Source organism: uncultured Fibrella sp. (assembly GCF_964250085.1).
Taxonomy (GTDB): Bacteria; Bacteroidota; Bacteroidia; order Cytophagales; family Spirosomataceae; genus Fibrella.
Genome location: NZ_CAXUEC010000002.1, coordinates 369,337 through 389,885, shown reverse-complemented (window position 1 = coordinate 389,885; position 20,549 = coordinate 369,337). Strand labels below are relative to the sequence as shown.

The 20,549-nt window shown below is 52.9% G+C and carries 22 protein-coding genes; 5 read left to right on the top strand and 17 right to left on the bottom strand.

Annotation, left to right across the window (positions count from 1 at the left end):
- Nucleotides 1-48: 48 nt before the first annotated feature.
- Both ACFE8Q_RS07175 and ACFE8Q_RS07170 read right to left on the bottom strand, forming a co-directional pair.
- Entirely contained in the window at nt 49-1,023 is a 975-nt protein-coding gene (locus tag ACFE8Q_RS07175; RefSeq protein ID WP_375444688.1) for an FAD binding domain-containing protein, read from the bottom strand.
- Nucleotides 1,020-1,640 carry a (2Fe-2S)-binding protein gene (locus tag ACFE8Q_RS07170; RefSeq protein ID WP_375444687.1) on the bottom strand — a complete coding sequence of 207 codons (621 nt, stop codon included), beginning with the start codon at nt 1,638-1,640 and terminating at the stop codon, nt 1,020-1,022. Before ACFE8Q_RS07170 ends, ACFE8Q_RS07175 begins: the two co-directional genes overlap by 4 nt.
- A gap of 180 nt (nt 1,641-1,820) precedes the next feature.
- Between ACFE8Q_RS07170 and ACFE8Q_RS07165 the strand changes: the two genes are divergently transcribed.
- Nucleotides 1,821-2,282: a GNAT family N-acetyltransferase gene (locus ACFE8Q_RS07165; RefSeq protein ID WP_375444686.1), complete on the top strand. Its 462-nt coding sequence runs from the start codon at nt 1,821-1,823 to the stop codon at nt 2,280-2,282.
- 182 nt (nt 2,283-2,464) lie between these two features.
- On the opposite strand, the gene ACFE8Q_RS07160 is transcribed toward ACFE8Q_RS07165, so the two are convergent.
- From ACFE8Q_RS07160 to ytxJ, 7 genes are all read right to left on the bottom strand, one after another.
- Entirely contained in the window at nt 2,465-3,997 is a 1,533-nt protein-coding gene (locus tag ACFE8Q_RS07160) for a SusD/RagB family nutrient-binding outer membrane lipoprotein (RefSeq protein ID WP_375444685.1), read from the bottom strand.
- Between the two features lie 13 nt (nt 3,998-4,010).
- On the bottom strand, nt 4,011-7,208 hold the full coding sequence (locus ACFE8Q_RS07155; RefSeq protein ID WP_375445146.1) for a SusC/RagA family TonB-linked outer membrane protein: 3,198 nt from the start codon (nt 7,206-7,208) through the stop codon (nt 4,011-4,013).
- 372 nt (nt 7,209-7,580) lie between these two features.
- On the bottom strand, nt 7,581-8,900 hold the full coding sequence (locus ACFE8Q_RS07150; protein WP_375444684.1) for an ATP-binding protein: 1,320 nt from the start codon (nt 8,898-8,900) through the stop codon (nt 7,581-7,583).
- On the bottom strand, nt 8,897-9,250 hold the full coding sequence (locus ACFE8Q_RS07145; protein ID WP_375444683.1) for a circadian clock KaiB family protein: 354 nt from the start codon (nt 9,248-9,250) through the stop codon (nt 8,897-8,899). The genes ACFE8Q_RS07150 and ACFE8Q_RS07145 overlap by 4 nt, the downstream gene beginning before the upstream one ends.
- Nucleotides 9,251-9,252: 2 nt before the next feature.
- Complete coding sequence (locus ACFE8Q_RS07140) at nt 9,253-9,552, bottom strand: circadian clock KaiB family protein (protein ID WP_375444682.1); 300 nt, start codon at nt 9,550-9,552, stop codon at nt 9,253-9,255.
- Between the two features lie 89 nt (nt 9,553-9,641).
- Nucleotides 9,642-11,354 carry a circadian clock protein KaiC gene (gene kaiC / locus ACFE8Q_RS07135; RefSeq protein ID WP_375444681.1) on the bottom strand — a complete coding sequence of 571 codons (1,713 nt, stop codon included), beginning with the start codon at nt 11,352-11,354 and terminating at the stop codon, nt 9,642-9,644.
- A gap of 223 nt (nt 11,355-11,577) precedes the next feature.
- Complete coding sequence (gene ytxJ, locus ACFE8Q_RS07130) at nt 11,578-11,907, bottom strand: bacillithiol system redox-active protein YtxJ (RefSeq protein ID WP_375444680.1); 330 nt, start codon at nt 11,905-11,907, stop codon at nt 11,578-11,580.
- Between the two features lie 124 nt (nt 11,908-12,031).
- Here ytxJ and ACFE8Q_RS07125 point away from each other — a divergent pair, with 124 nt between their 5' ends.
- The 3 genes from ACFE8Q_RS07125 to ACFE8Q_RS07115 all read left to right on the top strand — a co-directional run bounded on the left by ACFE8Q_RS07125 (nt 12,032) and on the right by ACFE8Q_RS07115 (nt 14,261).
- On the top strand, nt 12,032-12,571 hold the full coding sequence (locus ACFE8Q_RS07125; protein WP_375444679.1) for a YfiT family bacillithiol transferase: 540 nt from the start codon (nt 12,032-12,034) through the stop codon (nt 12,569-12,571).
- A gap of 86 nt (nt 12,572-12,657) precedes the next feature.
- The gene (locus tag ACFE8Q_RS07120; protein ID WP_375444678.1) at nt 12,658-12,810 is read left to right on the top strand and encodes a FeoB-associated Cys-rich membrane protein; all 153 of its coding nucleotides are present in this window, start codon (nt 12,658-12,660) and stop codon (nt 12,808-12,810) included.
- Between the two features lie 59 nt (nt 12,811-12,869).
- Nucleotides 12,870-14,261 carry a DUF4403 family protein gene (locus ACFE8Q_RS07115; protein ID WP_375444677.1) on the top strand — a complete coding sequence of 464 codons (1,392 nt, stop codon included), beginning with the start codon at nt 12,870-12,872 and terminating at the stop codon, nt 14,259-14,261.
- A gap of 72 nt (nt 14,262-14,333) precedes the next feature.
- Here ACFE8Q_RS07115 and ACFE8Q_RS07110 read toward each other — a convergent pair whose 3' ends face one another.
- Complete coding sequence (locus tag ACFE8Q_RS07110) at nt 14,334-14,975, bottom strand: DNA-3-methyladenine glycosylase family protein (protein ID WP_375444676.1); 642 nt, start codon at nt 14,973-14,975, stop codon at nt 14,334-14,336.
- Between the two features lie 149 nt (nt 14,976-15,124).
- Here ACFE8Q_RS07110 and ACFE8Q_RS07105 point away from each other — a divergent pair, with 149 nt between their 5' ends.
- Entirely contained in the window at nt 15,125-15,931 is an 807-nt protein-coding gene (locus ACFE8Q_RS07105; RefSeq protein ID WP_375445145.1) for an alpha/beta hydrolase, read from the top strand.
- 100 nt (nt 15,932-16,031) lie between these two features.
- Here the strand turns inward: ACFE8Q_RS07105 and ACFE8Q_RS07100 are convergent, their stop codons facing one another.
- From ACFE8Q_RS07100 to ACFE8Q_RS07070, 7 genes are all read right to left on the bottom strand, one after another.
- Nucleotides 16,032-16,664, bottom strand: a complete 633-nt coding sequence (locus tag ACFE8Q_RS07100) for an NAD(P)H-dependent oxidoreductase (RefSeq protein WP_375444675.1) — start codon at nt 16,662-16,664, stop codon at nt 16,032-16,034.
- Between the two features lie 23 nt (nt 16,665-16,687).
- Complete coding sequence (locus tag ACFE8Q_RS07095; protein WP_375444674.1) at nt 16,688-17,392, bottom strand: DsbA family oxidoreductase; 705 nt, start codon at nt 17,390-17,392, stop codon at nt 16,688-16,690.
- 16 nt (nt 17,393-17,408) lie between these two features.
- The gene (locus ACFE8Q_RS07090) at nt 17,409-17,942 is read right to left on the bottom strand and encodes a YceI family protein (protein ID WP_375444673.1); all 534 of its coding nucleotides are present in this window, start codon (nt 17,940-17,942) and stop codon (nt 17,409-17,411) included.
- Nucleotides 17,943-18,065: 123 nt separating this feature from the next.
- Nucleotides 18,066-18,662 (bottom strand): TetR/AcrR family transcriptional regulator, encoded by a 597-nt coding sequence (locus ACFE8Q_RS07085; protein WP_375444672.1) that lies wholly within the window; start codon nt 18,660-18,662, stop codon nt 18,066-18,068.
- A 70-nt stretch (nt 18,663-18,732) separates the two neighbouring features.
- Nucleotides 18,733-19,059, bottom strand: a complete 327-nt coding sequence (locus ACFE8Q_RS07080) for a hypothetical protein (protein WP_375444671.1) — start codon at nt 19,057-19,059, stop codon at nt 18,733-18,735.
- 36 nt (nt 19,060-19,095) lie between these two features.
- Nucleotides 19,096-20,058 carry a hypothetical protein gene (locus ACFE8Q_RS07075; RefSeq protein WP_375444670.1) on the bottom strand — a complete coding sequence of 321 codons (963 nt, stop codon included), beginning with the start codon at nt 20,056-20,058 and terminating at the stop codon, nt 19,096-19,098.
- A 47-nt stretch (nt 20,059-20,105) separates the two neighbouring features.
- Nucleotides 20,106-20,546 carry a hypothetical protein gene (locus ACFE8Q_RS07070; RefSeq protein ID WP_375444669.1) on the bottom strand — a complete coding sequence of 147 codons (441 nt, stop codon included), beginning with the start codon at nt 20,544-20,546 and terminating at the stop codon, nt 20,106-20,108.
- Between the last annotated feature and the right edge of the window lie 3 nt (nt 20,547-20,549).

Sequence of the window (20,549 nt, the reverse complement as noted above, 5' to 3'; positions counted from 1 at the left end):
GGTTGATTAGTTGATTAGGCGTAACCAGTCCACTAATCAACCAATCAATCACGCCACCGTCTGCAACGCTCTGACGATAGTTGATTGGGCTAATTTGATTTTGAACGCGTTGTGCTCGTGGGGTTGCGCACCAGCCAGCAATTGTTTCGCGGCAGCCTGAAACGTGGCGTCATTCGCCGGTTTGCCAACTAGCTGATTCTCTACGTCAACGATGCGCCAGGGTTTATGGGCCACACCGCCAAGAGCCAGTCTGGCTTCGCGGATGACGCCGCCTTCAACCGCCAGCCGGGCGGCTACCGAGACGATGGCAAAGGCGTACGAGGCCCGGTCGCGCACTTTCAGATAGTGCGATTTGCCCGCATTTTTCGGCGTAGGTACGTCAACAGCAACAATCAACTCGTTGGGTTCCAGGATCGTGTCTTTTTGTGGAACCTCGCCGGGAAGCCGGTGAAAATCGATGACCGGAACCGACCGATTACCGTTGGGGCCACTGATCTGTACCACGGCATCGAGCGCGCTCAGGGCCACGTTCATATCACTGGGGTTCGTGGCGATGCATTGTGGACTGGCGCCCAGAATGGCGTGAATCCGGTTGTAGCCACCAATGGCACCGCAGCCCGAGCCGGGCGCACGCTTGTTGCAGGGCTGGCTGGTATCGTAGAAGTAATAGCAGCGGGTACGTTGCAACAGGTTGCCGCCCATAGTTGCCATGTTGCGCAACTGCGGCGAGGCGCCAGCCAGCAACGCGTCTGACAGAAGTGGAAACTGGCTTTTGATCAACGCATTGGCCGCTACATCGCTGTTACGGGCTAGCGCGCCGATGCGAACGCCAGTGGCCGTTTTCTCAATCTGAGTCATCGGTAACCGGCTGATATCGACCAATGTATCTGGGTTTTCGACCTCGTATTTCATTAAGTCGACCAGGTTGGTGCCACCCGCAATGAAGCGTGATGAGGGCGCGGATCCGATCAGGCGGAGCGCGTCGGCAGGCTGATTGGCCTGTACATAATCAAATGCTTTCATACGGTTTTCCCTTCTTTCTGAACCGACTCAATGGCGTCGACAATACCACTGTAGGCACCGCAACGGCAAATATTACCACTCATCCACTCCCTTATTTCGTCGACTGAACCTGCATGACCCTGCCTGAGAACGGCTACGCCCGACATGATCTGTCCCGGTGTACAAAAGCCGCACTGGTAGCCGTCGTGCTTTACAAAAGCGGCCTGGAGAGGATGCAACTGACTTTTCGATGGTGCTAACCCCTCAATGGTCGTGATTTCCTGATTCTGATGCATGACGGCCAGCATCAGACAGGCGTTGGCCTGGCGACCGTCGACATGGACCGTACAAGCCCCACACTGCCCATGATCGCACCCCTTTTTGGTGCCTGTCAGGTCGAGGCGTTCGCGCATGAGGTCGAGCAGGGTTTCCCGGGGTTCGACATCGAGTTTGTATGTTTTCCGATTGATTTTTAGCGTAATCGACCGTTTGTTTGCTGACGCATCCATAGGCGGTTCGGGTTGAGCTGATTTTGCCAGTAAGGGCGGCATGAGAAAGAAGCCCGTCAACGCCGATGATTGTTTTAAAAACCATCGCCGATTCGAGCCGTCAATGAGGTACGTGTCCTGGTCTGCCATAACATCGGGTGTTTTGTTGATTCCGTCAAAAAGGCGGTTACGCACGAAGTCAGGACGTACCTGGCGTGTGCATATTCAAAAAAATCTAAGCTGACCGGGGGGCTATTTGTTATCTTTCTTTTGGCAATGGCCTACATCTTTACTGACGACTGGAAACAGGCCACCTAACGCCGATAAACTATGGAACTTAGTTACCGACTTGCCACCAAATCAGACCTGATCGCGATTGTCGGTCTGTTAGCTGATGATGCACTGGGAGCCACGCGGGAAACGATTGAGTTACCACTGTCGGCAACGTACCTGCGGGCGTTCGAGATCATTGCCGCCGACCCGAATCAGGAGTTGACTGTGGTCGAACTGAATGGGGAAATTGTGGCTACTTTTCAACTCAGTTTTATTCAGTACCTAACGTACCTGGGTGGAATGCGGGCACAAATTGAGGCGGTACGGGTGAAGAATGACTATCGGGGCATGGGAATAGGCGGGTCAATTTTTGCGTATGCGATTGACCGAGCCAGGGCTAAGGGGGCTCACCTGCTTCAACTCACAACGGATAAAAAACGGCCTGAGGCCAAACGATTCTATGAGTCGTTAGGCTTCGTGGATTCGCATGAAGGAATGAAACTGCATTTCGGCGGCTAGTTGTTTGTCACTGTTATGCTGTCGCGATTCTCGGTTTTACCCCCAACCTCCTGAAGGGGATTGGGGGTAAAACCGAGAATACATTGGCCTAATTCTGCGTGGTTACTTACTTATGATCAGTAAAAACAGAAAACCCCGCTTAGCTAAGCGGGGTTTTCTGTAATCAACGAAGGATGGAGAATCTACTGTTTATCCCACCACACACGGGTGTCGAGGTTATCGGCACCCTGGCGGGCGATGGCTTCATCGACTTTAGCTTTGTTTACCGAAATCTCCAGGTCTGGGTACGTCAGGCGGTTAATGAAGTTGCCTTTTATCTCCTTGCCCGGATAGGGATTGGGCGTCAGCTTAGGGAAACCGCTCCGCCGGAAATTAGCAAACACTTCGGGGCCGTTCAGGAACGAAGCCACCCAGTACTGCGTGTTGATTAGCTCAAGCCCTTTGGTTGCTACATACGGGTTGGCTGTCAGGTACGTGGCAATATTGGCATCCGAAACCAGTGAGGTTGCGTCATAGTCGCCTAACTGCTGCATGTGCGCTCGTACACCGGCATTGTAATAGTCGGCGGCGTTGCCCGTTGTCCAGCCGCGAACGGCTGCCTCAGCCAGCAACAGTTGCGTTTGCGCGTAGGTAACCAGGTACGTTGGTGCCGTCAGTTTACCCATACGTGTGCGATCCAACTGGCTGTAGTCGTAGAAACTGGCCAGCTTATCGGCGGCAGCGCGCGCTGGAATGCTACCATTATCGTAGCCCAGCGGCATGCCAATCTGTATGGACGGTGTGCGATCGATTCGGGCGGCTACCTGCTCCGGACCGCTTTTGGCGCCTACATAACGCACCGCAATCGAAGCGAGCCGGGGATCAGCGGTCGCTTTCAGGTAATCGACAAAATAGCCGGTGAGGTAGTAGTTGGCCGCTTCGGTCGAGTTGAGCGTTACGCCAACCGGATTCTGGTAGTTGGCATCGTTACGCACAACGGCATTGTCGGCGTTGGACTGAAAGACACCACCCGCTACTGCTTTCTGAACCGTCGACTGGGCTAGGGTTGGGTTTACTTTCGAGAGCCGCATGCCTACGCGTAGCATCAGCGAGTAGCCAAACCGTTTCCAGCGGGGAATATTGCCGCCATAAGCTACTTCACCAGCTTCGGTTGGTTTGGCCGCATCGAGCGCTGCCGAAGCTTCGGTCAGCTCTTTGATAAGGTCGTTGTAAATGCTCTCCTGCGTATCGTATTTCGGAGCCGTATTGCCGCCGATGTAGCCTAGCCCCGCTTCCGTGTACGGAATATCGCCATACGAATCGGTGAGCACCATAAACGAGTACGCTTTCCAGATACGGACCATATTATACAGGTTACTCCGGTTGGCGTCGTTTTTGGTCTGGTTCAGCACATCAACCAGGTAGCGGATGTTATTGCGGAAGTATCCCTGCCATAGGGCGGCGTTGGGACCGGCCGACCCCCGATTGTCGACGTTGAAGTTACCGCCTGCCAGTACACCTGAGTTTGGTGAGTACATCTGCTGGACAATCGGATGCTCAAATATGAGGCTCGAAGCCGGAAAGGCCGTACTGATAATGGCGTTGTTGAACGTGAACACCGGGTTGAGCGACGTAACGGCGGTTGGGTTAACGTTCAGTTCATCAAATCCTTTATCGCAGCTACTGATGCCCACAAACAGGGCGGCCAGGATGAGGAGACTAGTTATTTTTTTCATGGGAAGGTCGTCGTTAAAACTTAACATTGAGGTTGAACCCAACGCTGCGGCTGATTGGAATGCCCGTTGCTTCGAGGCCAACGAGGTTGTCGGAGCTGAAACCGAACTGCTCGGGGTCGATGTTGGGTACCCATTTTTTCAGAACGGCCACGTTGTTGGCCACCGCGCTCAGGCGAATGCCTTTGATGAACAGGCTTTTGGGCAGCATTTTGGTGAAGTCGTAGCCCAGTGAGATTTGGCGGAGTTTCCAGAAGCCAGCGTCATACATGACCTGTTCGCCCAAACTTTTCGAGCGGCCCACCGAGTAGTAGTCCTGCACAAAGGCGCGTACCGTGTTGGGTTCGCCTTTTTCGTTCACACCAGCACCCACCATCTTGTTGTCGGCATCGCCCCGGCCAACCAGCGTTTCCATCTGTAGGCCATGACGGAACAGGTTGAGGTTGGTGCCCGACATCATTTTGCCGCCCAGTTTGAAGTCGATCAGAACCGAGAGGGAAATGCCCTTGTAATTGAACGAATTGGTGATACCGCCCACGTACTTAGGCAGGGCCGACCCAAACGAAATGGGCGTTGCCGTGCGCAGAGGTAAGCCATCGCCACCGTGAATGATCTGGCCGGACGCATTACGCTGATAGCCATAGGTGTACAACTGACCCAGCGGCTGACCAACTACCTGCCGGAGTTCGCCCACAAACACGCCCGTTCCTACTACGATGGCTTCGGGGAGTTTGTCTTTGTTGTAATCTTTTTCGGGCGATCCATCGTCGTCGGTCAGCAGTTTCAGCAGTTTTGTCTCGTTATACGACCCGTTCAGCGTAATATCCCACGAGAAGTTGCGGGTACGTACCGGCGCGAGGTTCAGCAACAGTTCGATACCCCGGTTGCGGCTTTCTCCGTTGTTAATCAGCGTATTGGTGTAGCCGGATGCGTCAGACGCCTGCGCAGACACGATCTGGTCGCTGGTAACTTTATTGTAGTAGGTGAGGTCAAGGCCAACGCGGTTGTTGAACATCTTCAGTTCAAGACCTACTTCGGCTTCGGCCGTGCGGCTTGGCTTCAGCGTGGCGCTGGGCACCGTGTTGGAGGTGATGTTGCCGACTGGCTGTCCAGATCCCTGCGGGTTTGGAAACAGGTTGGCGTTAACCGCATAGAACAGGTTGTTCGAGTAAGGGTTCACATCGCCATCGCTGCCGACCTGCGCGTAGGCCGCCCGTAACTTACCAAAATTCAACCAGCTAGGCATGTTGCCGAACGCCTGTGAAAACACAAAACTAGCGGTTGCCGAGGGGTACAGAATGCTGCGGTTGGCCGGTGCCAGCGTCGAAAACCAGTCATTGCGGGCCGTTACATTCAGGTACAGGAAGTCATTGTACGAGAATTCGGCCGCGCCATAGACTGAGTTAACCCGCCGTTCGCTGAGATTATACAGCGGATCTTTTACCCGGCCGTTCTGCGGCACATACAGGCCCCGAACAACGAAGTCGGTGGCCAGCACGCTGTTCAGGTCGCTGCGACGGTACAGTTGGTTACCACCCGCCGTGATGTTGACGCCTATTTTGCCGAACCGGCGGTTAGCGCCAATCAGCACGTCGCTGTTCAATTCGCGGAAGCGACGGGCCTCCTGCACATACGCCCCGTTTACGAAACCAACTGGTGCCGCTGCCAGTGATGCCTGACCCGTTGGAAAGTTGTAGTCCTGATCACGTGCCCAGAAATCCTGCCCAACGCGGCCCTGCACATACAGCCAGTCGGTGAGGTTATAGCGCGCCGTGATGTTGCCGAGAAGCCGGTCGCGCAGGATGTTCTCGAACTTATAGTTCATGACAAAGTACGGGTTGGTGCGGTTCATAAACCGGGAGTACACAAACTCGTTGCCCGTAGCCGGATTGATCTGGTTGGCTTCCAGCACATCGAACGGCATCGAGTTGGCCAGGGTATACACCACCGTTGGCGTACTGTTGTCCTGCTGGGCAATCTGCGGCGGGTTCTTGTTCAGCTCGTTCGAGTAGTTCAACGTACCTGAGATCGTCAGCCTGGGCGATAGGTTGTAGCTGAAACCCAGGTTGATAGTCCGGCGATTAAAGGTGTTGTTGGGCGTAATGCCTTTGTTGTCCAGATTGGAGAGCGACAGGTTGAAGCCGCCTTTTTCATTGCCTGACGAAAGCGAAATCGAATTCGTCCAGGTGCTGCCATCACGGTAAAACGTGTTGATGCGGTTACGAACCGGTTGATACGGCACCGTAATGCCGCCAAACAACACCTGCGTGGCACCCGGCGTGAATTTTTCGCCGAAGCTCCAGACGCCCGACGTTGGGTTGGCAGCCGATGGTTTAACGCCATATTCGCCCTGACCATACTCGTACTGGTAATCCGTGTAGTCTAATGGGTGATCGGTAGTAAAGTTCGTGTTATACACCACGCCAATGCCACCCGAAGCACCTCTGGTTTTTGTCGTAATCAGGATGGCACCATCTTTTGCCCGTGAGCCGTAGAGTGCCGCTGCCGTGCCGCCTTTCAGCACGGTCATTCCTTCGATATCATCCGGGTTCAGACTCGACAGACCATCGCCACCATCCGAGTAGTTCCGGTCGCGGTTACTGACCGAATTGTCGCCGCCCGCGTTACCATTGTTCTGGCCAAAGTTGGTATTGTCGACTGGTACACCATTGATCACGATCAGCGGATTGTTCTGGCCTGAGAAGGATGATTGACCCCGAATCCGGATTTTGGCGGTGCCTGCTGCGCCCGTACCGAGGCTGGTGATGTTTACGCCCGCGATTTTTCCCTGCAATGCATTCACGAAGTTCACCGTCCGGTTGGTTGTGATCTGCTCCGGATTAACGGTGGCGGTAGCGTAGCCAAGCGTTTTAGCCTCTTTCTTGATGCCAAGGGCGGTTACTACCACTTCACTCAAATTCTGGTCTGCTTCCTGAAGAGTCACGTTCAGTTGCGTCTGGTTCCCAACCGTCACGGTATTCCCGGCAAAACCAATCGCACTGAATACCAATACGGCATTGGGTGGCACAGTCAAAACAAAACTGCCGTCAGCGTCGGTGGTGGTACCTAACTGGGTATTCCTGACCAGGATCGTTACGCCTGGAATGCCTTGCTGGTCTTTACCGGATATGACTTTTCCGGTAACGCGCCGATCCTGCGCATTGACAGGATCAGGCCATAGTGCCAGGGCGCACAGCAACAGCAAAGCCGCCATTACGCCCGTTCTACGGAGTAAAGAGTTGTTCATAATAGGGGAAGTAGAGTTGGTTCAGGTTACTTTTTTTAATAGAATTAAAACTAGATAAAATTATAACTAGCACCCTATAAACCGGTAATTCCAACTATTTACTCATAGCTTAATACGTAAAATGAGTAGTATACATAGGGTATTCGCTCAGCAACTTGCTAGGGTTTATACTAGATCATCCTGCTAGAAACGGATGTAAACGTTACCTGCTACGAGCTATATTATAAATATGATAAGTTGTATATCTAGTAACTAAAGGGTATAGCTATACGCAGGCGGTGTAACTCTTACATCTAAAGAGTACTGCGCCTGATTCAGCAAGAGGCTGTAATTTCTTTCCTACGCGGGAAGATAGATAATGAATGTTGCCCCTTCGCCGGGCTTACTGTACGCGGTAAGGCCACCACGATGGTTGAAAACGACCTTACGGGCGATGGCTAATCCTACGCCACTACCAGGATAATGCGTTTTTCCATGAAGCCGCTGAAACACCTGAAAGATACGGTCGACATACTTTTCGTCGAAACCGATGCCATTATCAGCTACTGAAATCTCGTGAAATGCCCGGCTTTGAGCATTGTCAATCGGAACAGACAACGCCGAAACGGGTATATCTGCCGACAATACCTGGCGGGCAGATAATTGGATGTGAGGGGTTGTGTTGGGCCGACGGAATTTGAGCGCGTTTGATAACAGGTTGAGAAACAACTGCTGAAGTTGAGCCGGGTCGCCATCCACAACGGGCAGGTTCTCATAATCAATCACGGCCCCCGACTCATCGATCGCTACAGACAAGTCATCGAGCGTGTCTACCAGCAGTGCATACAGATTGACCGACTCGAATGGCGCCTGCTCCGTAGTCAGACGTGAGTAGTTGAGCAAGTCTTTAATGAGTAGCGACATGCGGGTAGCCGCCGAGCCCATCCGGCCAATCATATCCAGGCCCTGTTCGCCCAGTTCGGGGCCATAGTTTGTCCTTAACAAATCGCCAAACGATTGGATCTTGCGCAACGGCTCCTGCAAATCGTGGCTTGCTACGTAGGCAAACTGCTGTAAATTATCGTTAGACAGGTTCAGGGCGTTGTTGCTGACTTCCAGCGCCATGTTCGATTTTTCGAGCCGATCATTGTTCTGCCGCAGCAGTTGTTGCGTCTCTTTCTGAACGGTCAAATCGGTAACGATAACCGAAAGAGACGTACCCTCGTCCAGTTCCAGGGTTGTCACCGACAGCAGGCACGGAACCAGATTCCCCAAAGTGCTGATAAGGGTTAGCTCTGCCCTGCGTTTCTCGCCGGCCTCCGCTGTGAAAACCGACTGGCAAAGTGCCCGACAATCGGGTGAGACGAAGTTATAAAAGGATAGGCCGATGACCTGCGATAGTGGTTTATCAACCAGCGAGGCAAACGTGGAGTTGCAGTACACGATCAAGCCACCCAGGCCCAGAGTAACGGCACCCTCGTTCATGGTTTCAATAATGACCCGGTAGGTCAGATCGGCCGTTTTGAGCGTGTAAAGTTCATGGCCTTCTCTTCCTTCAACGACCAGGGCATCGACCTGGCCGGTCCGAATAGCCTGGATGGTATCCGTGGCTTCTTCCAACTGTAGACGCAGCCGTTCATTTTCAGCTACTAAATCGGCGTAGCTCTGTACCTGTTTCATACAGATTGGTCTAGTAACCCTAACCCACTGAGTACCTTTTGGGTATCCGACATGTCGCCAATGAGTCGTCGTTCGGGTAAGGGCAACCGTTTAATGAGTAAAGGCAGGGCAATAATTTGTTCTTGTTCAGCATATTGCTTTTGCTGATGCACGTCGATAACCTCCAGCGAATACTGGCCAGCCAGATACGTTTCGCAGATGAGTTTCAGGTTGGTGATGGCGCGCATTGAATTAATCGAAGCACCGGCAACAAACAGACGTAGCTGGTAGGGCATACGTTCATCATCCTGACGATTACCGCCTTGACTGTCGTCACTCGACCCGTCGGCTTCGTTTGAGGATGTATCCATAGTTATTTATTTGCCGGCCGTATGTTCAATCCTACCAGGACCTTCTCTTCGTTGGAGAGGTCTCCTATAATTTTACGAATCGGCTCCGGTACTTTCTTCACCAGTGTTGGCACGGCGAGAATCTGGTCACCCTCGGCTAACTGAGGATGTATAAGCAGGTCGATAACTTCAATAACGTAGTTGTCTTTGAGGTTTGCTTCGCAATACTTCTTCAGATTAGCCAGTGCTAAATTCGATTTGGGGGTATTGCCGGCTACATAAAGCCTCAATTCCCATATTGTATCTTTTTCTTCTGTTATCATAGCGCTGGGGGATCAATGAACAGTCACTGGTTACTGGTGGCTTCGCTCAGGTACGTTGGTTGGCGGAGCCACTAATAACCAGTAACTGTTCATTCTTCTTTATGTCGGTTGCGGGTTAGTTGCTCCCGGTTGCGTTCGAGAATTTCTTTCCGCAGTTCGTCTTCAATATAACTTTTGTTTAACTCCTCCTGAACAGACTCGAACTCTTCTTTCAGGCTGGCAATTTTTGATTCCAGCACGAATCGTTTCCGCTCAATCTCACGGTCTTTACGGCCAACGGCATGGTCGCGCAGGGCAATGCCGGTTTCTGCCTGTAGCTGTTGGGCCTCGCGGGCCGAGCCCGTCAATACGCCCTCAGGCCCTAAATACACGTTTACCAGGTCTATGCCAGAATCATTGATGACAAATTCACGTACCTGATTCGAGTGTTTCATGCCCCGTGATTTCATGATGTATATCCCCCGGTTCCGCTCGCCATTCGATTCAATATCCCGCACCAGCAGCCAGGCATCTACCAATGACGCCACTCCTTCGTCGGGCTGTTCCTGCAAAACGGTATTGCGGGTCAGGGCCGTGAAGAGAACCGTAATCTGCTGCGTCTGTAAAAAGTCGATCAGCCGGATCAGCATGGCTTTTACGTCGCTCATCGACCCCACCGTTATCAGGTTGGTAATCGGGTCCAGCACCACAACGCTGGGATTAAACTTCCGAACCAGCTTGTGAATGGCAATCAGGTGCATCTCAAGCCCATTGAGGGTAGGGCGGGAGGCATGAAACGATAACAGGCCGTTGTCTATATGGGTCTGAAGATCAAGCCCAATCGAACCCATATTGCGAACGATCTGCTGGGGCGATTCTTCAAAGGCCAGGTAGAGGCAACGCTCATTTCTCAGACAGGCTCCATTAACAAAACAGGCGGCAATACTGGTTTTTCCGGTGCCGGCGGTGCCAGAAACCAGTATGCTGCTGCCTCTGAAATAACCTCTCCCGTCCATCATCTTGTCAAGTGCCGGAATGCCTGAGGAGATGCGGCTCACCGATACGTCGTGATCCAGCGTCAGGGAGGTAACCGGTAAAACAGAGATGCCTTCCTCGTCGATCAAAAACGGGTACTCGTTTGTGCCGTGTACGGTACCCCGGTATTTGACGATGCGCAGCAAACGGGTAGATATCTGATTATCAACGCGGTGGTCGAGCAGAATCACACAGTCCGACACATATTCTTCCAATCCGTGCCGCGTGAGTGTACCCTCTCCCCGCTCGCCCGTGATGATGGCCGTCACGCCTTTGGCTTTCAGCCATTCGAAGAGCCGCCGGAGTTCTGCCCGGAGGATACCCTGGTTGTTGAGGCCGGAAAACAGGTTCTCGATGGTGTCGAGGACAACCCGTTTGGCCCCGATACTGTCGATGGCGTAACCCAGCCTGATGAAGAGGCCATCAAGGTCATATTCGCCGGTCTCTTCAATCTCGCTGCGCTCAATCCGGACGTGATCGAGCTTGATGAGTTTATCACGCTGAAGCTGGTCGAGGTCAAAGCCGAGAGAGGCCACATTCAGGGCCAATTCTTCCGTTTTTTCTTCGAACGCCACAAAGACACCCGGCTCGCCAAACTGAAGCGCGCCGCGAACGATGAACTCCATGGAGAACAGCGTTTTACCACAACCGGCACTACCGCAGATGAGCGTAGGCCTGCCTTTCGGAAGACCACCACCCGTTATTTCGTCGAGACCGGCAATGCCGGTTGGCGTCTTGGGCAACGCCCGCAGGGGGACATTTGAGTCATTGAGAAGCGTAGAGGTCATTTAACGTTGAGCTATAGGTATCTAACAAGTTACGGGTTAAGGTTGTTAAAAATAGAAAATAGTTTGCAAGTATCGATAAGTGTTAATTAACTCAAGAGAACTATAGTTTATAACTTGTTGATTGTTATCGACTGGTGCTTAACTTAATATGTTGGAACAGGCGGTAAAAAAAAGCAGCCACGCCAGAAAGGCGTAGCTGCTTGATAAAACAGGAAGCGACTGGTTAAACCGCTTGTGTTAATGCCTGAAAAGAAATGCTCATGTGCGAGGCATCATATACGCATTTGCCGTCCTGAATCAGCAGCACCTGGGGCGACTGGTGATTCACCTCAAACGTGTCGGCAACCTGACCGGATAATGGCCGGTTGGCCAGAAGATCAAGGTAATACGGTTTGATCCCCGCCGACTCCGACCAGTTGCGTTCCATCCGGCTTAGGGCCATCGCGCTGATCGAGCAGGTGGTACTGTGTTTGAAAATCAGCACAGGCTGATCTGCTGATTCGGCTTTGATCTCATCGAGTTGAGACGCATTGGTCAGTTTGTTCCAGTTCATTCTAGTTGGGGTGTTGACGGGTAACTCAGGAGCGGTCTGGGTTCCGGTTCTGTTTGTTGTCTACCGTCAAAAAAGGTTTTTGTTGCCGAAAAGTTCAGGCTAGATTTGTCAAAACCGACTCACCATGTCCACAATAGATGCCCTGCGCTACCCGATAGGCCCCATGCCTGCTCCGCAGTACTACACCGAAGAACAGCTAAAAACCAACCTCGACGCAATTGCCACGTACCCACGTAAACTAACCGAACTGGTTGAAACCTGGCCTGATATGCTGCTTGATGTACCCTATCGTCCCGAGGGTTGGACGGTGCGACAGGTGGTGCACCATGTAGCCGATAGCCACATGAATGCCTATATACGTACCCGGCTGGCACTCACTGAGGACAACCCCCGCATTAGCCCTTATGAAGAACAGGAATGGGCGAAACTTGCCGACTCCAGCTTGCCGGTAGCTCCGTCGCTGGCACTGTTGACCAACCTGCATCTACGCTGGGTACGTTGCCTGCGGGATCTATCACCCGATCAACTGGCCAGGACGTACCTGCATCCCGGAAATCAGCAGACCTATACCGTTGCCGATGTGCTGGCGCTCTACGCCTGGCATGGCGAACACCACTACCAACACATTGCCCGCCTCGCCCAACGGAACGGATGGGAGGGGTAAGACTGTTTACTGTTTACAGTCTTCTGTTCAGTGTCCTCTGTCTGTAGACTGCAGACAGAGGACACTGAACAGTAAACTTCCTGTCTATGCAGACGATCCTGATTTTTGTGTTGTTCGCGGCCGCTTTGGTTTACCTGGGCTCGCGTGTGTATAAGCGGTTCTCCGCCAGGGAGGCGGGCTGCGGGAAAGGCTGCGGTTGTGCGGCCGATAGCCGTACATCGGCGCGGCGGGCGGGGTGAGGCCGCTCCTACACTAAGATAAACAAACCTTAGCGGGTGGCTCGGCGTTGGGTGCCCATATGATCTCTCAACGTGCTACATATCTTTTATTAATCCTGCTTATACTTGGCTGGACAACAGCCTGCAATAAAGTAAAGCCCAAAGCACCCAGTGCTGAAGGGTTCGATCCGCCTATTCCACCGGCCTGGTCGTTTCTGGCTGGCCCGATCACTTTCCAGATCAAGAGCCTCGAAGACAAGATCAATGCTTCGCTGAAGCCCGAAATAGTGGGTCCGCAAATGATGGAGGGGCAAAAAGGGGCCAGTTTCAATATGCGGGTGGTCCGAACGGGCCGAATCAGGATCAGGTACGTTAACCACAAGGTCACGTTCTCGGCCCCACTGGAAATCTGGCTCGATAATCCGATCCGGCTGAAGAAGAATAAACACGCCAAACGCGCTGTGTGTGCTCTGTCGGTCGATTTCCAGAGCCCATTACAGGTCGCCTCCGACTGGCGGTTAACGACCCGGGTAAGCCTGGTCAAACATACCTGGATCAAGCAGCCCAAAGTGCGGATATTGGGCATCAACATTCCGTTTACAAAGCTGGCCGAAAACGTGATACAGAAACGTCGGCCTGAGATAGAAAAGGCAATTGATCAGGCTGTTTATGAAGGGCTCCGGCTCGACAAACAGGTTCGGCCCGTCTGGCTCGACATTCAGAAACCGCTGATACTGGCCAAAAAGCCGGATTCTCTGTGGCTGGTGCCAACGCCTTTCAGCGTAGCCGTGGGCGATGTGTCGGGCAATGCCACCACGATTACCGTGCCCATCCGGGTCGCCTTCTACACCAGAACGCTGATTGGACCCAGGCCCAATATTGCGCTAAACCGCAAGCTGCCCAGGATCCGGCGCGATAAACACGTCAAACAGGTATCTGACCTGCGGGTGATGAGTTTTATTTCCTATGCCGATATCAACCGTATTCTGGCAAAGCAACTGAAAGGCCGTAAGCTGGAACTGGCTGGTGGGCTGCTGACCATCAACAAGACGTCGGTCTACGGTGGGCAGCATGCGGTCATCATCCGGGCCGATGTGGGTGGGGCTGTGAAAGGAACGCTTTTCTTCCGGGGGCAACCCGCCTACGATACACTGACACACACGCTGCTGGTCAAAAACATCGATTTCGACGTAGAAACCGAAGAACGCCTGCTTTCGACCGCCGACTGGCTACTGCACGACCGCCTGAACGACACGCTGGCCAAAGCGCTGAAGTTTCCTATCCGGGAACAAATAGATAAGCTGCCTTCCCTGATCGACGGAGCCTTTGAAAAGGCGAAAGCAGGCAAGAAAAACGACCTCGATATTCTGACCTTCCAGTTTGTGCCTCAACTCATCGCCATCCGCCCCGATGGTATTCAGGCACTTTTGAAGGTAGAATCGAAAGTAGCCTTCAAGGTGAAAAAGCTATAGATTGGTTAATTGGTTAATTGGGGATTAGTGGATTGGTTGACGCGTGAAGCCTACCAGTTAACTAATCCCCAATTAACCAATAAACGGTTTCCATCGCCACAGATACCGGCAGGCGAGCGTGCGGTAAGGTTTCCAGGGGGTGGCTATTTCCTGTAGTCGCTTGTAAAGGGGCCGGCCTGTTTCGGTAAGGCCATAGGCGCGCACTATTTTCTGGCGAATAACCAGGTCATCAACGGGAAATACATCCGGTCGGTCGAGCACAAACATCAACAGCATTTCAACCGTCCACCGACCTACTCCTTTGATCGGCAGCAGGTACTTCACCACTTCTTCGTCGGTCATTTCAGACACGTGCGCAATGGTGAGCGGATGGGCAAGGGCAAACTCCGCTACGCTCTGGAGGTACTTTATTTTCTGAAACGACAGCCCGGCGGCCCGAAGCTCGTCGGTGGTTTTCAGCATCAGTTGCGCGGGGGAGGGGTACCCTTCGGCGTCGGCTGTTTCGCTGAACAGCATGCGGAAACGCCGAAAGATGGCATCGGCTGCTTTGACCGAGATCTGCTGCGAGACAATACTCTCCAGCAGAGCCAGATACAGCCGGTCGCTCTCAGGTACGTCGGTAAAACTGGCAGCGGGCTTAAGAATGGGCGTTTCAGCGATAATTTGGGCTAAAACCGGATCGGTTTGCAGGTGGGAGAGGGCGTCGACAGTCATTCAGCGAATTTACCGTTTTTCAATTGACCCGGCAATTCTGCTGGTGCCGGGCAGGCTGAACTTGATAGCTTACTGATTACTTTTGGTTATCCTATACAGAACAGCATATGTTACAACTGTCAATCCTGAATACCCTGCGTGCTGTGGTAATGGCCGCTCTTTTACTTGTATTGAGCCAGCCCGTTCGAGCGGCAAAGATTGATACCGTTAATACCGTCAGTGCGTCGATGAACAAGACGATCAAGGCGGTGGTCATTACACCGGATTCATACGCCGATGGCAGGGAATTGCCCGTGGTTTATCTGCTACACGGCTATGGCGGTAACTACAGCGACTGGGTGAAGAAAGTGGCGGGCATTGGCAAGGCTGCCGACACGTATCAGATGATCATCGTTTGCCCGGATGGCAACATCGGTAGCTGGTACTTCGACAGCCCGGCCGACCCTTCGTTCCGGTACGAAACCTACGTGGCCGACGAACTGGTCAACTGGGTCGACAGTCATTACAAAACCATCAAAAACCGCTCTGGCCGCGCCATTACGGGTCTGAGCATGGGCGGGCATGGGGCATTGTACCTGGCGTTCAGGCATCAGGCCGTTTTCGGGGCGGCGGGTAGCATGAGTGGTGGTGTAGATATTCGGCCGTTTCCCAACAACTGGGCCATCGCTCAACGGCTGGGTACGTATAGCCAGTTTCCCGAACGATGGGAGCAAAACACGGTGATTAACCTGTTGCATCTGCTCACCCCAGGCGCTTTATCGCTCCTGATCGACTGCGGTACCGACGATTTCTTTTTCCGGGTCAACAATAATCTGCACGAGAAAATGCTGGAACGGAACATCGCCCATGATTACATCGCTCGCCCCGGTGCCCATAACTGGGGGTACTGGAACAATGCAGTGACGTACCAACTGCTTTTCATGCGGCAGTACTTTGATCGGCAGTCGATTAAATAGATGAATCATGAGAAGCCAGTCAGGCCATATCTTAGCGATATAGTCTGACTGGCTTCTCATGATTCAACGTAATCTAGTGAATGTGACCCGGAACCAGGGTTTAGGCCAGTTCGATGAACAGTTCCTTCCGGGGGCGGCGCACCTTGACGGCTTTCGACAGGAAGTCTTTTTCTGCATCGCGGTAGCCAAGTGCCATTAAAGCGATGCTGTGTAACCCTTTGTCGGGCAGATCCAGAATTTCGTCGAGCGCAGCGGCGTTGAAGCCTTCTATTGGAGTGGCATCAACCCGTTCGGTGGCGGCAGCAATCAGGCCGGAGCCCAACGCAATGTACGCTTGGCGAGCCGCCCACTCAGCCAGTGCTTCGGGCGTTCTGCTCAATAAACTACCTTTTATAGAATCAGCAAAGGGAGTCAGCGATTCGGCCGGAACACCGCGCGTTTCGGCAATAAACTGAATGTAGGCGTCAATCTGAGCCGCCTCTATATTTGTCCAGGAAGCAAAAACCAGCAGGTGAGACCCTTCCACAATTTGGGGCTGTGGACAGGCTAGCTCGTGAATCTTCCCTTTTAGTTCGTGATTGTCGATCACCAGAATGTTATAGGGCTGCAAGCCCACCGACGAAGCGGATAACCGAATTGCTTCCAGAATAGTATCCAGTTTTTCGACTGGTACTTTCTGGCCGTTCATTTTTTTGGCAGCGTAGCGCCAGTTCATTGCGTCTAATAAGTCCATGGTTGTATGCAAAAATGAGGTTGTTAACAGATTTCGCCAGGTGTACAGGCGGGGCCATCGGTAGGTACGTTGGCTACAGTTGGGTTAGCTTTCGACCAGTCAGACCAGGCCGTGTTGAGGGCACTTAGGAAAGTGTCGGGTTGCTGAGCACCCGACACGGCGTAGCGGCGATCGAGCACGAAGAACGGAACACCCCGGGCACCCACTTGCTGGGCTTCATATATGTCCTGATTCACGGCCTCGGCAAACTGATTACTGTCCAGCATCTGCTGAACAGCCGCCGCTTCGAGGCCAATTTCGGTGCCGAGTTCCAGCAACGTGGCGTGGTCAGATGTGTCACGGCCTTCGGTGAAATAGGCGAGAAACAGCCGTTCCTCGGCGGCATCGCCCAGGCCATGTTGTTTGGCCAGTTGGATAAGTCGGTGGGCATCCCACGAATTGGCCACAACGGCTTTGTCGAAGTCATACGATAGGCCAACTTCACGGGCCATAGCCGTAACATGGTCGCTCATTCGTCTGGCTTCGTCCAGGCTCCAGCCTTTCACCTCAGCCAGATGTTGGGTAACGTTTTTGCCCGGTTCACTCTTCATGTCCGGGTTTAGCTGAAAGCTTTTCCAGACTACGTTTACCTGCTCTTTGTGCGGGAACTGACTCAGGGCGTGCTCGAACTTCCGCTTACCGATGTAGCAGAAGGGGCACATCACATCGCTCCAGATTTCTACGTCCATTTTCTTGTCTAACGATTTAAGCAGCCGGTGCCAACTGGATATTGGCAATCAGTTTAATGTCTTCGCCAAGCGCTAGGCCACCAGTTTCGGTCAGGGCATTGTAGGTCAGGCCGAATTCCTTGCGATTGATTTTTCCGGTTACTTCAAAACCGAGTTTCTGATTGCCATACGCATCTTTAGCCGTCCCACCATAGTCGGCCTTCAGGGTCACGGGCTTTGTAATTCCCTTCATGGTCAAATCGCCGGTCACTGTGTATTCGTCATCCTCTATTTTTTTGAACGATGTCGATTTGAAAGCGATGTGCGGGTAGGTGTCGGCCTCGAAAAACTCGGCTGATTTAAGGTGGGTATCCCGCATTTCCTGATTGGTGTCGATGCTGTTTACATCCAGCGAAAAGTGAACTTCTGCCCCGTCGAAGTCGTCGTGTTCGGTTGTTGCGCCTCCTTCAAAATTGCGGAACGTACCTGTCACGGTTGAAATAACGAGGTGTTTTACTTTGAACTGCACTTCCGAGTGCATCGGGTCAACGACCCATTTTGTAGTTGCCATGTTTATGCTTTTAAGTTGATTTTGGAATGAAACCGTTGCTTCGTGTAGTTAGTGTTACTGTCTGAGCGGGAAACGAAAACGGCGCTATTAATACTAACACCGTTAGGGGCAAGGGTAAAAAAATTAGCTGTTCAGCGCTTTTATGAATCCACCGATGGCATCTTTCAACACCAACTGGCTCCAGGGATTTGTTTTGCGGTCGATCATTTGAATAGAAACCAGCCCATGCAGGATTGACCAATAGGTGTGGAACTTCAGAAAAGCATCGACTTTGGCGGTAGGGTTACTATCGATCGCCTGCTGAATAACGGAGACCAGCGTATCGGAAAACTCCTTCATCTCAGCAACCTGATTCACCGTCTCGCAGGCCGGAATACCCAATCCAAACATGAGTTGGTAGTACTCTTTATGCTCGAAAGCGAAATGCCAGTATGCCTGCGCAATGGCTTCGAGTTGCTGACTGGGCTCCTGATGGCTATTGCGCTCCCGACTGATGGCTTCGGTCAGTAACCGGAAACCGTCTTTGGTGAATTCGAGGAGAATGGCATCTTTATTTTCGAAGTGACTGTAAATCACGGGCACACTGTACTCGATGGCGTCGGCTATTTTACGGATAGAAAGCGACTGCCAGCCTTCTTCCAGAACAAGCTGCCAGGCTGCCTGCAAGATGCTGGTTTTTACTTCTTCTTTTTGCCGTGTCCGACGCTCAAGGATGCCCATTGTGGGGTGGTGTTAGATTCTATAACAGTGTTAACTTTTCTGCCGCCATGATAGTTCCGGCAGGCTGTTTTTATAAAACAGACACTGCTTTCTTCAGCAATTTTTCCAGTAACGACGCGGCAGAAGCGGCCTGCTTAATGGTGTCGGCAATGTTTGTGATGGCCGTAACCGTGTCTAGAAGGCTTTTATTCAGGTCAGTCAGTTGTTGATTGGCGTCATCTACCTGCTTAACGCTATCCGCAAATTCAACCGATAGCGCGCTGATCAGCGACGCCCGCAGCCGCATTCCCTGGGTAAGCATACTGGCCTGGTCGGTCGTGGAGAGGCGACCGTCGCGGGCGAGCGTAAAGCTTTTTTGGGCGGCTCCGGCCAGTTGTTCCGTATCAATCTTTTTCATGGCTGGGTACGTTCTCGTCAAAGGTTGGGTACGTTGCTAGGGATGATCGGCTTTGCGGAGTTCGTTGATACGCTGGGCCGCTTTCAGAAACAGATCGACCTGCGTTTCGTAGGCCAACACGGACGTCTGGAACTGCTGAAACGTGGTGGTCGACTTGGCTACGCCAACCAGGGCGACATGCGCTTTTTTCAGCACCCGCAGCACATCCGATGGGCGGTTGGTTCGGGTAAGGCGGAGTTGTTCAGCGGCCCGCTGAATCTCGTCAAGCCGCTTTTTCAACTCATCGCGGGGAATGGCCTTGCGATTGGCCAGCGTATTATAGGCGACCATCAACTGGGTGAGTTTCTGATCATCGCCCGTTTTCTGCGCCAGAAAGACGTATTTATTTAGGTCTTTCGTCAGGAAATCAAGGATCTGATTGATCGGTGCCTCCCCATCTAAAATGGCTTTTTGAATGGCCTTGTCCCTGCGTTTGATCAACGCTGCTTCGCCCACCACGGCGATCAGCGTTGAGAGGGGTGATATGTAGGCGGTAGCTTGCTCGTCGGCGCGGTTGCGGGCCAGATCGGCAAACGTAGTCTGTACGTTTGCCAGGCTGCTACCCAACGCCATCAGGCTGGTACGCAGCTCTTTGGGGGCTTCATTGCCCGCCAGCGCCGAGAGCCGATCGGCATAGGTAGCCAACTGGGTTATGAGGGCAATACGCGCCTGAATGGCAACCGGATCGAAGGAGTCGGCCAGGAGCGGCGTTTCTTTTCCCTGGGCCGTAACCTCTTCGACGCGCTCATTGGGGTTGAGCAATAACGTCAGGAAATAAAGATCACGCTCCTGTTGATTCAGGGCCGTGTAATAGGTTGTAATGGCCCTGGTTGCATCGGCGGTACTTTTCTGTAGGGTGTCGATTGGGGCCTTGTACGCTCGCTGGCAGGCTGGCAAAGCCGCGAGCAGCACGCAGAAGAGGGCAAGATGAAGCGGGCGGGGTAGGTATAAACGGGGCATGTGCCAATGTACCAGGTTGGCTCCGTTTCTGCGTTGCCGCTCGCTAATTACTTCACCAGATTCAGCGCTTCCATCGGTGTTGCCAGCGACAGGGCTTTACTCTTGCTGGCGTCGGCGGGTTGGCCGGCGGCTTTTACGGCCGTGGCGCGCCACGTTTCGCGGTCAATTTCCGAGGTGAACCATTTGGCGCCCGCCGTACCAACCAGTACCGCACCCATCAGTTGACCTATCGTTACGGTTGGTGATTCCTGCGCCGTTTCCAACGTACCGATGGCGTAGCTGGATAGCGGCCCGTATAGTCCCCACGACACGCCCGCCGCCGCCGCGCTGACCAGCATATTGCCCAGCAACCCTGGTTTGTAGACCGTTACGCCTTCTATCTTTACAAATTTGGGCAGCTCAAATCCGCTTCGATTGATCAGCGCATTGATAACTCCACCGACTGTGCCGGCCAGGCAGATGTAGAAGAGAATGAGCCAGATAGACATAAG

Coding starts and splice junctions, on each gene's coding strand:
- ACFE8Q_RS07070 (WP_375444669.1), bottom strand. CDS start 20,546: ATGTCTATCTGGCTCATTCTCTTCTACATCTGCCTGGCCGGCACAGTC.
- kaiC (WP_375444681.1), bottom strand. CDS start 11,354: ATGACCTCTACGCTTCTCAATGACTCAAATGTCCCCCTGCGGGCGTTG.
- ACFE8Q_RS07095 (WP_375444674.1), bottom strand. CDS start 17,392: ATGGACGTAGAAATCTGGAGCGATGTGATGTGCCCCTTCTGCTACATC.
- ACFE8Q_RS07175 (WP_375444688.1), bottom strand. CDS start 1,023: ATGAAAGCATTTGATTATGTACAGGCCAATCAGCCTGCCGACGCGCTC.
- ACFE8Q_RS07090 (WP_375444673.1), bottom strand. CDS start 17,942: ATGGCAACTACAAAATGGGTCGTTGACCCGATGCACTCGGAAGTGCAG.
- ACFE8Q_RS07150 (WP_375444684.1), bottom strand. CDS start 8,900: ATGAAACAGGTACAGAGCTACGCCGATTTAGTAGCTGAAAATGAACGG.
- ACFE8Q_RS07165 (WP_375444686.1), top strand. CDS start 1,821: ATGGAACTTAGTTACCGACTTGCCACCAAATCAGACCTGATCGCGATT.
- ACFE8Q_RS07120 (WP_375444678.1), top strand. CDS start 12,658: ATGCAGACGATCCTGATTTTTGTGTTGTTCGCGGCCGCTTTGGTTTAC.
- ACFE8Q_RS07140 (WP_375444682.1), bottom strand. CDS start 9,552: ATGATAACAGAAGAAAAAGATACAATATGGGAATTGAGGCTTTATGTA.
- ACFE8Q_RS07115 (WP_375444677.1), top strand. CDS start 12,870: ATGATCTCTCAACGTGCTACATATCTTTTATTAATCCTGCTTATACTT.
- ACFE8Q_RS07110 (WP_375444676.1), bottom strand. CDS start 14,975: ATGACTGTCGACGCCCTCTCCCACCTGCAAACCGATCCGGTTTTAGCC.
- ytxJ (WP_375444680.1), bottom strand. CDS start 11,907: ATGAACTGGAACAAACTGACCAATGCGTCTCAACTCGATGAGATCAAA.
- ACFE8Q_RS07160 (WP_375444685.1), bottom strand. CDS start 3,997: ATGAAAAAAATAACTAGTCTCCTCATCCTGGCCGCCCTGTTTGTGGGC.
- ACFE8Q_RS07105 (WP_375445145.1), top strand. CDS start 15,125: ATGGCCGCTCTTTTACTTGTATTGAGCCAGCCCGTTCGAGCGGCAAAG.
- ACFE8Q_RS07145 (WP_375444683.1), bottom strand. CDS start 9,250: ATGGATACATCCTCAAACGAAGCCGACGGGTCGAGTGACGACAGTCAA.
- ACFE8Q_RS07125 (WP_375444679.1), top strand. CDS start 12,032: ATGTCCACAATAGATGCCCTGCGCTACCCGATAGGCCCCATGCCTGCT.
- ACFE8Q_RS07080 (WP_375444671.1), bottom strand. CDS start 19,059: ATGAAAAAGATTGATACGGAACAACTGGCCGGAGCCGCCCAAAAAAGC.
- ACFE8Q_RS07155 (WP_375445146.1), bottom strand. CDS start 7,208: ATGGCGGCTTTGCTGTTGCTGTGCGCCCTGGCACTATGGCCTGATCCT.
- ACFE8Q_RS07100 (WP_375444675.1), bottom strand. CDS start 16,664: ATGGACTTATTAGACGCAATGAACTGGCGCTACGCTGCCAAAAAAATG.
- ACFE8Q_RS07170 (WP_375444687.1), bottom strand. CDS start 1,640: ATGGCAGACCAGGACACGTACCTCATTGACGGCTCGAATCGGCGATGG.
- ACFE8Q_RS07075 (WP_375444670.1), bottom strand. CDS start 20,058: ATGCCCCGTTTATACCTACCCCGCCCGCTTCATCTTGCCCTCTTCTGC.
- ACFE8Q_RS07085 (WP_375444672.1), bottom strand. CDS start 18,662: ATGGGCATCCTTGAGCGTCGGACACGGCAAAAAGAAGAAGTAAAAACC.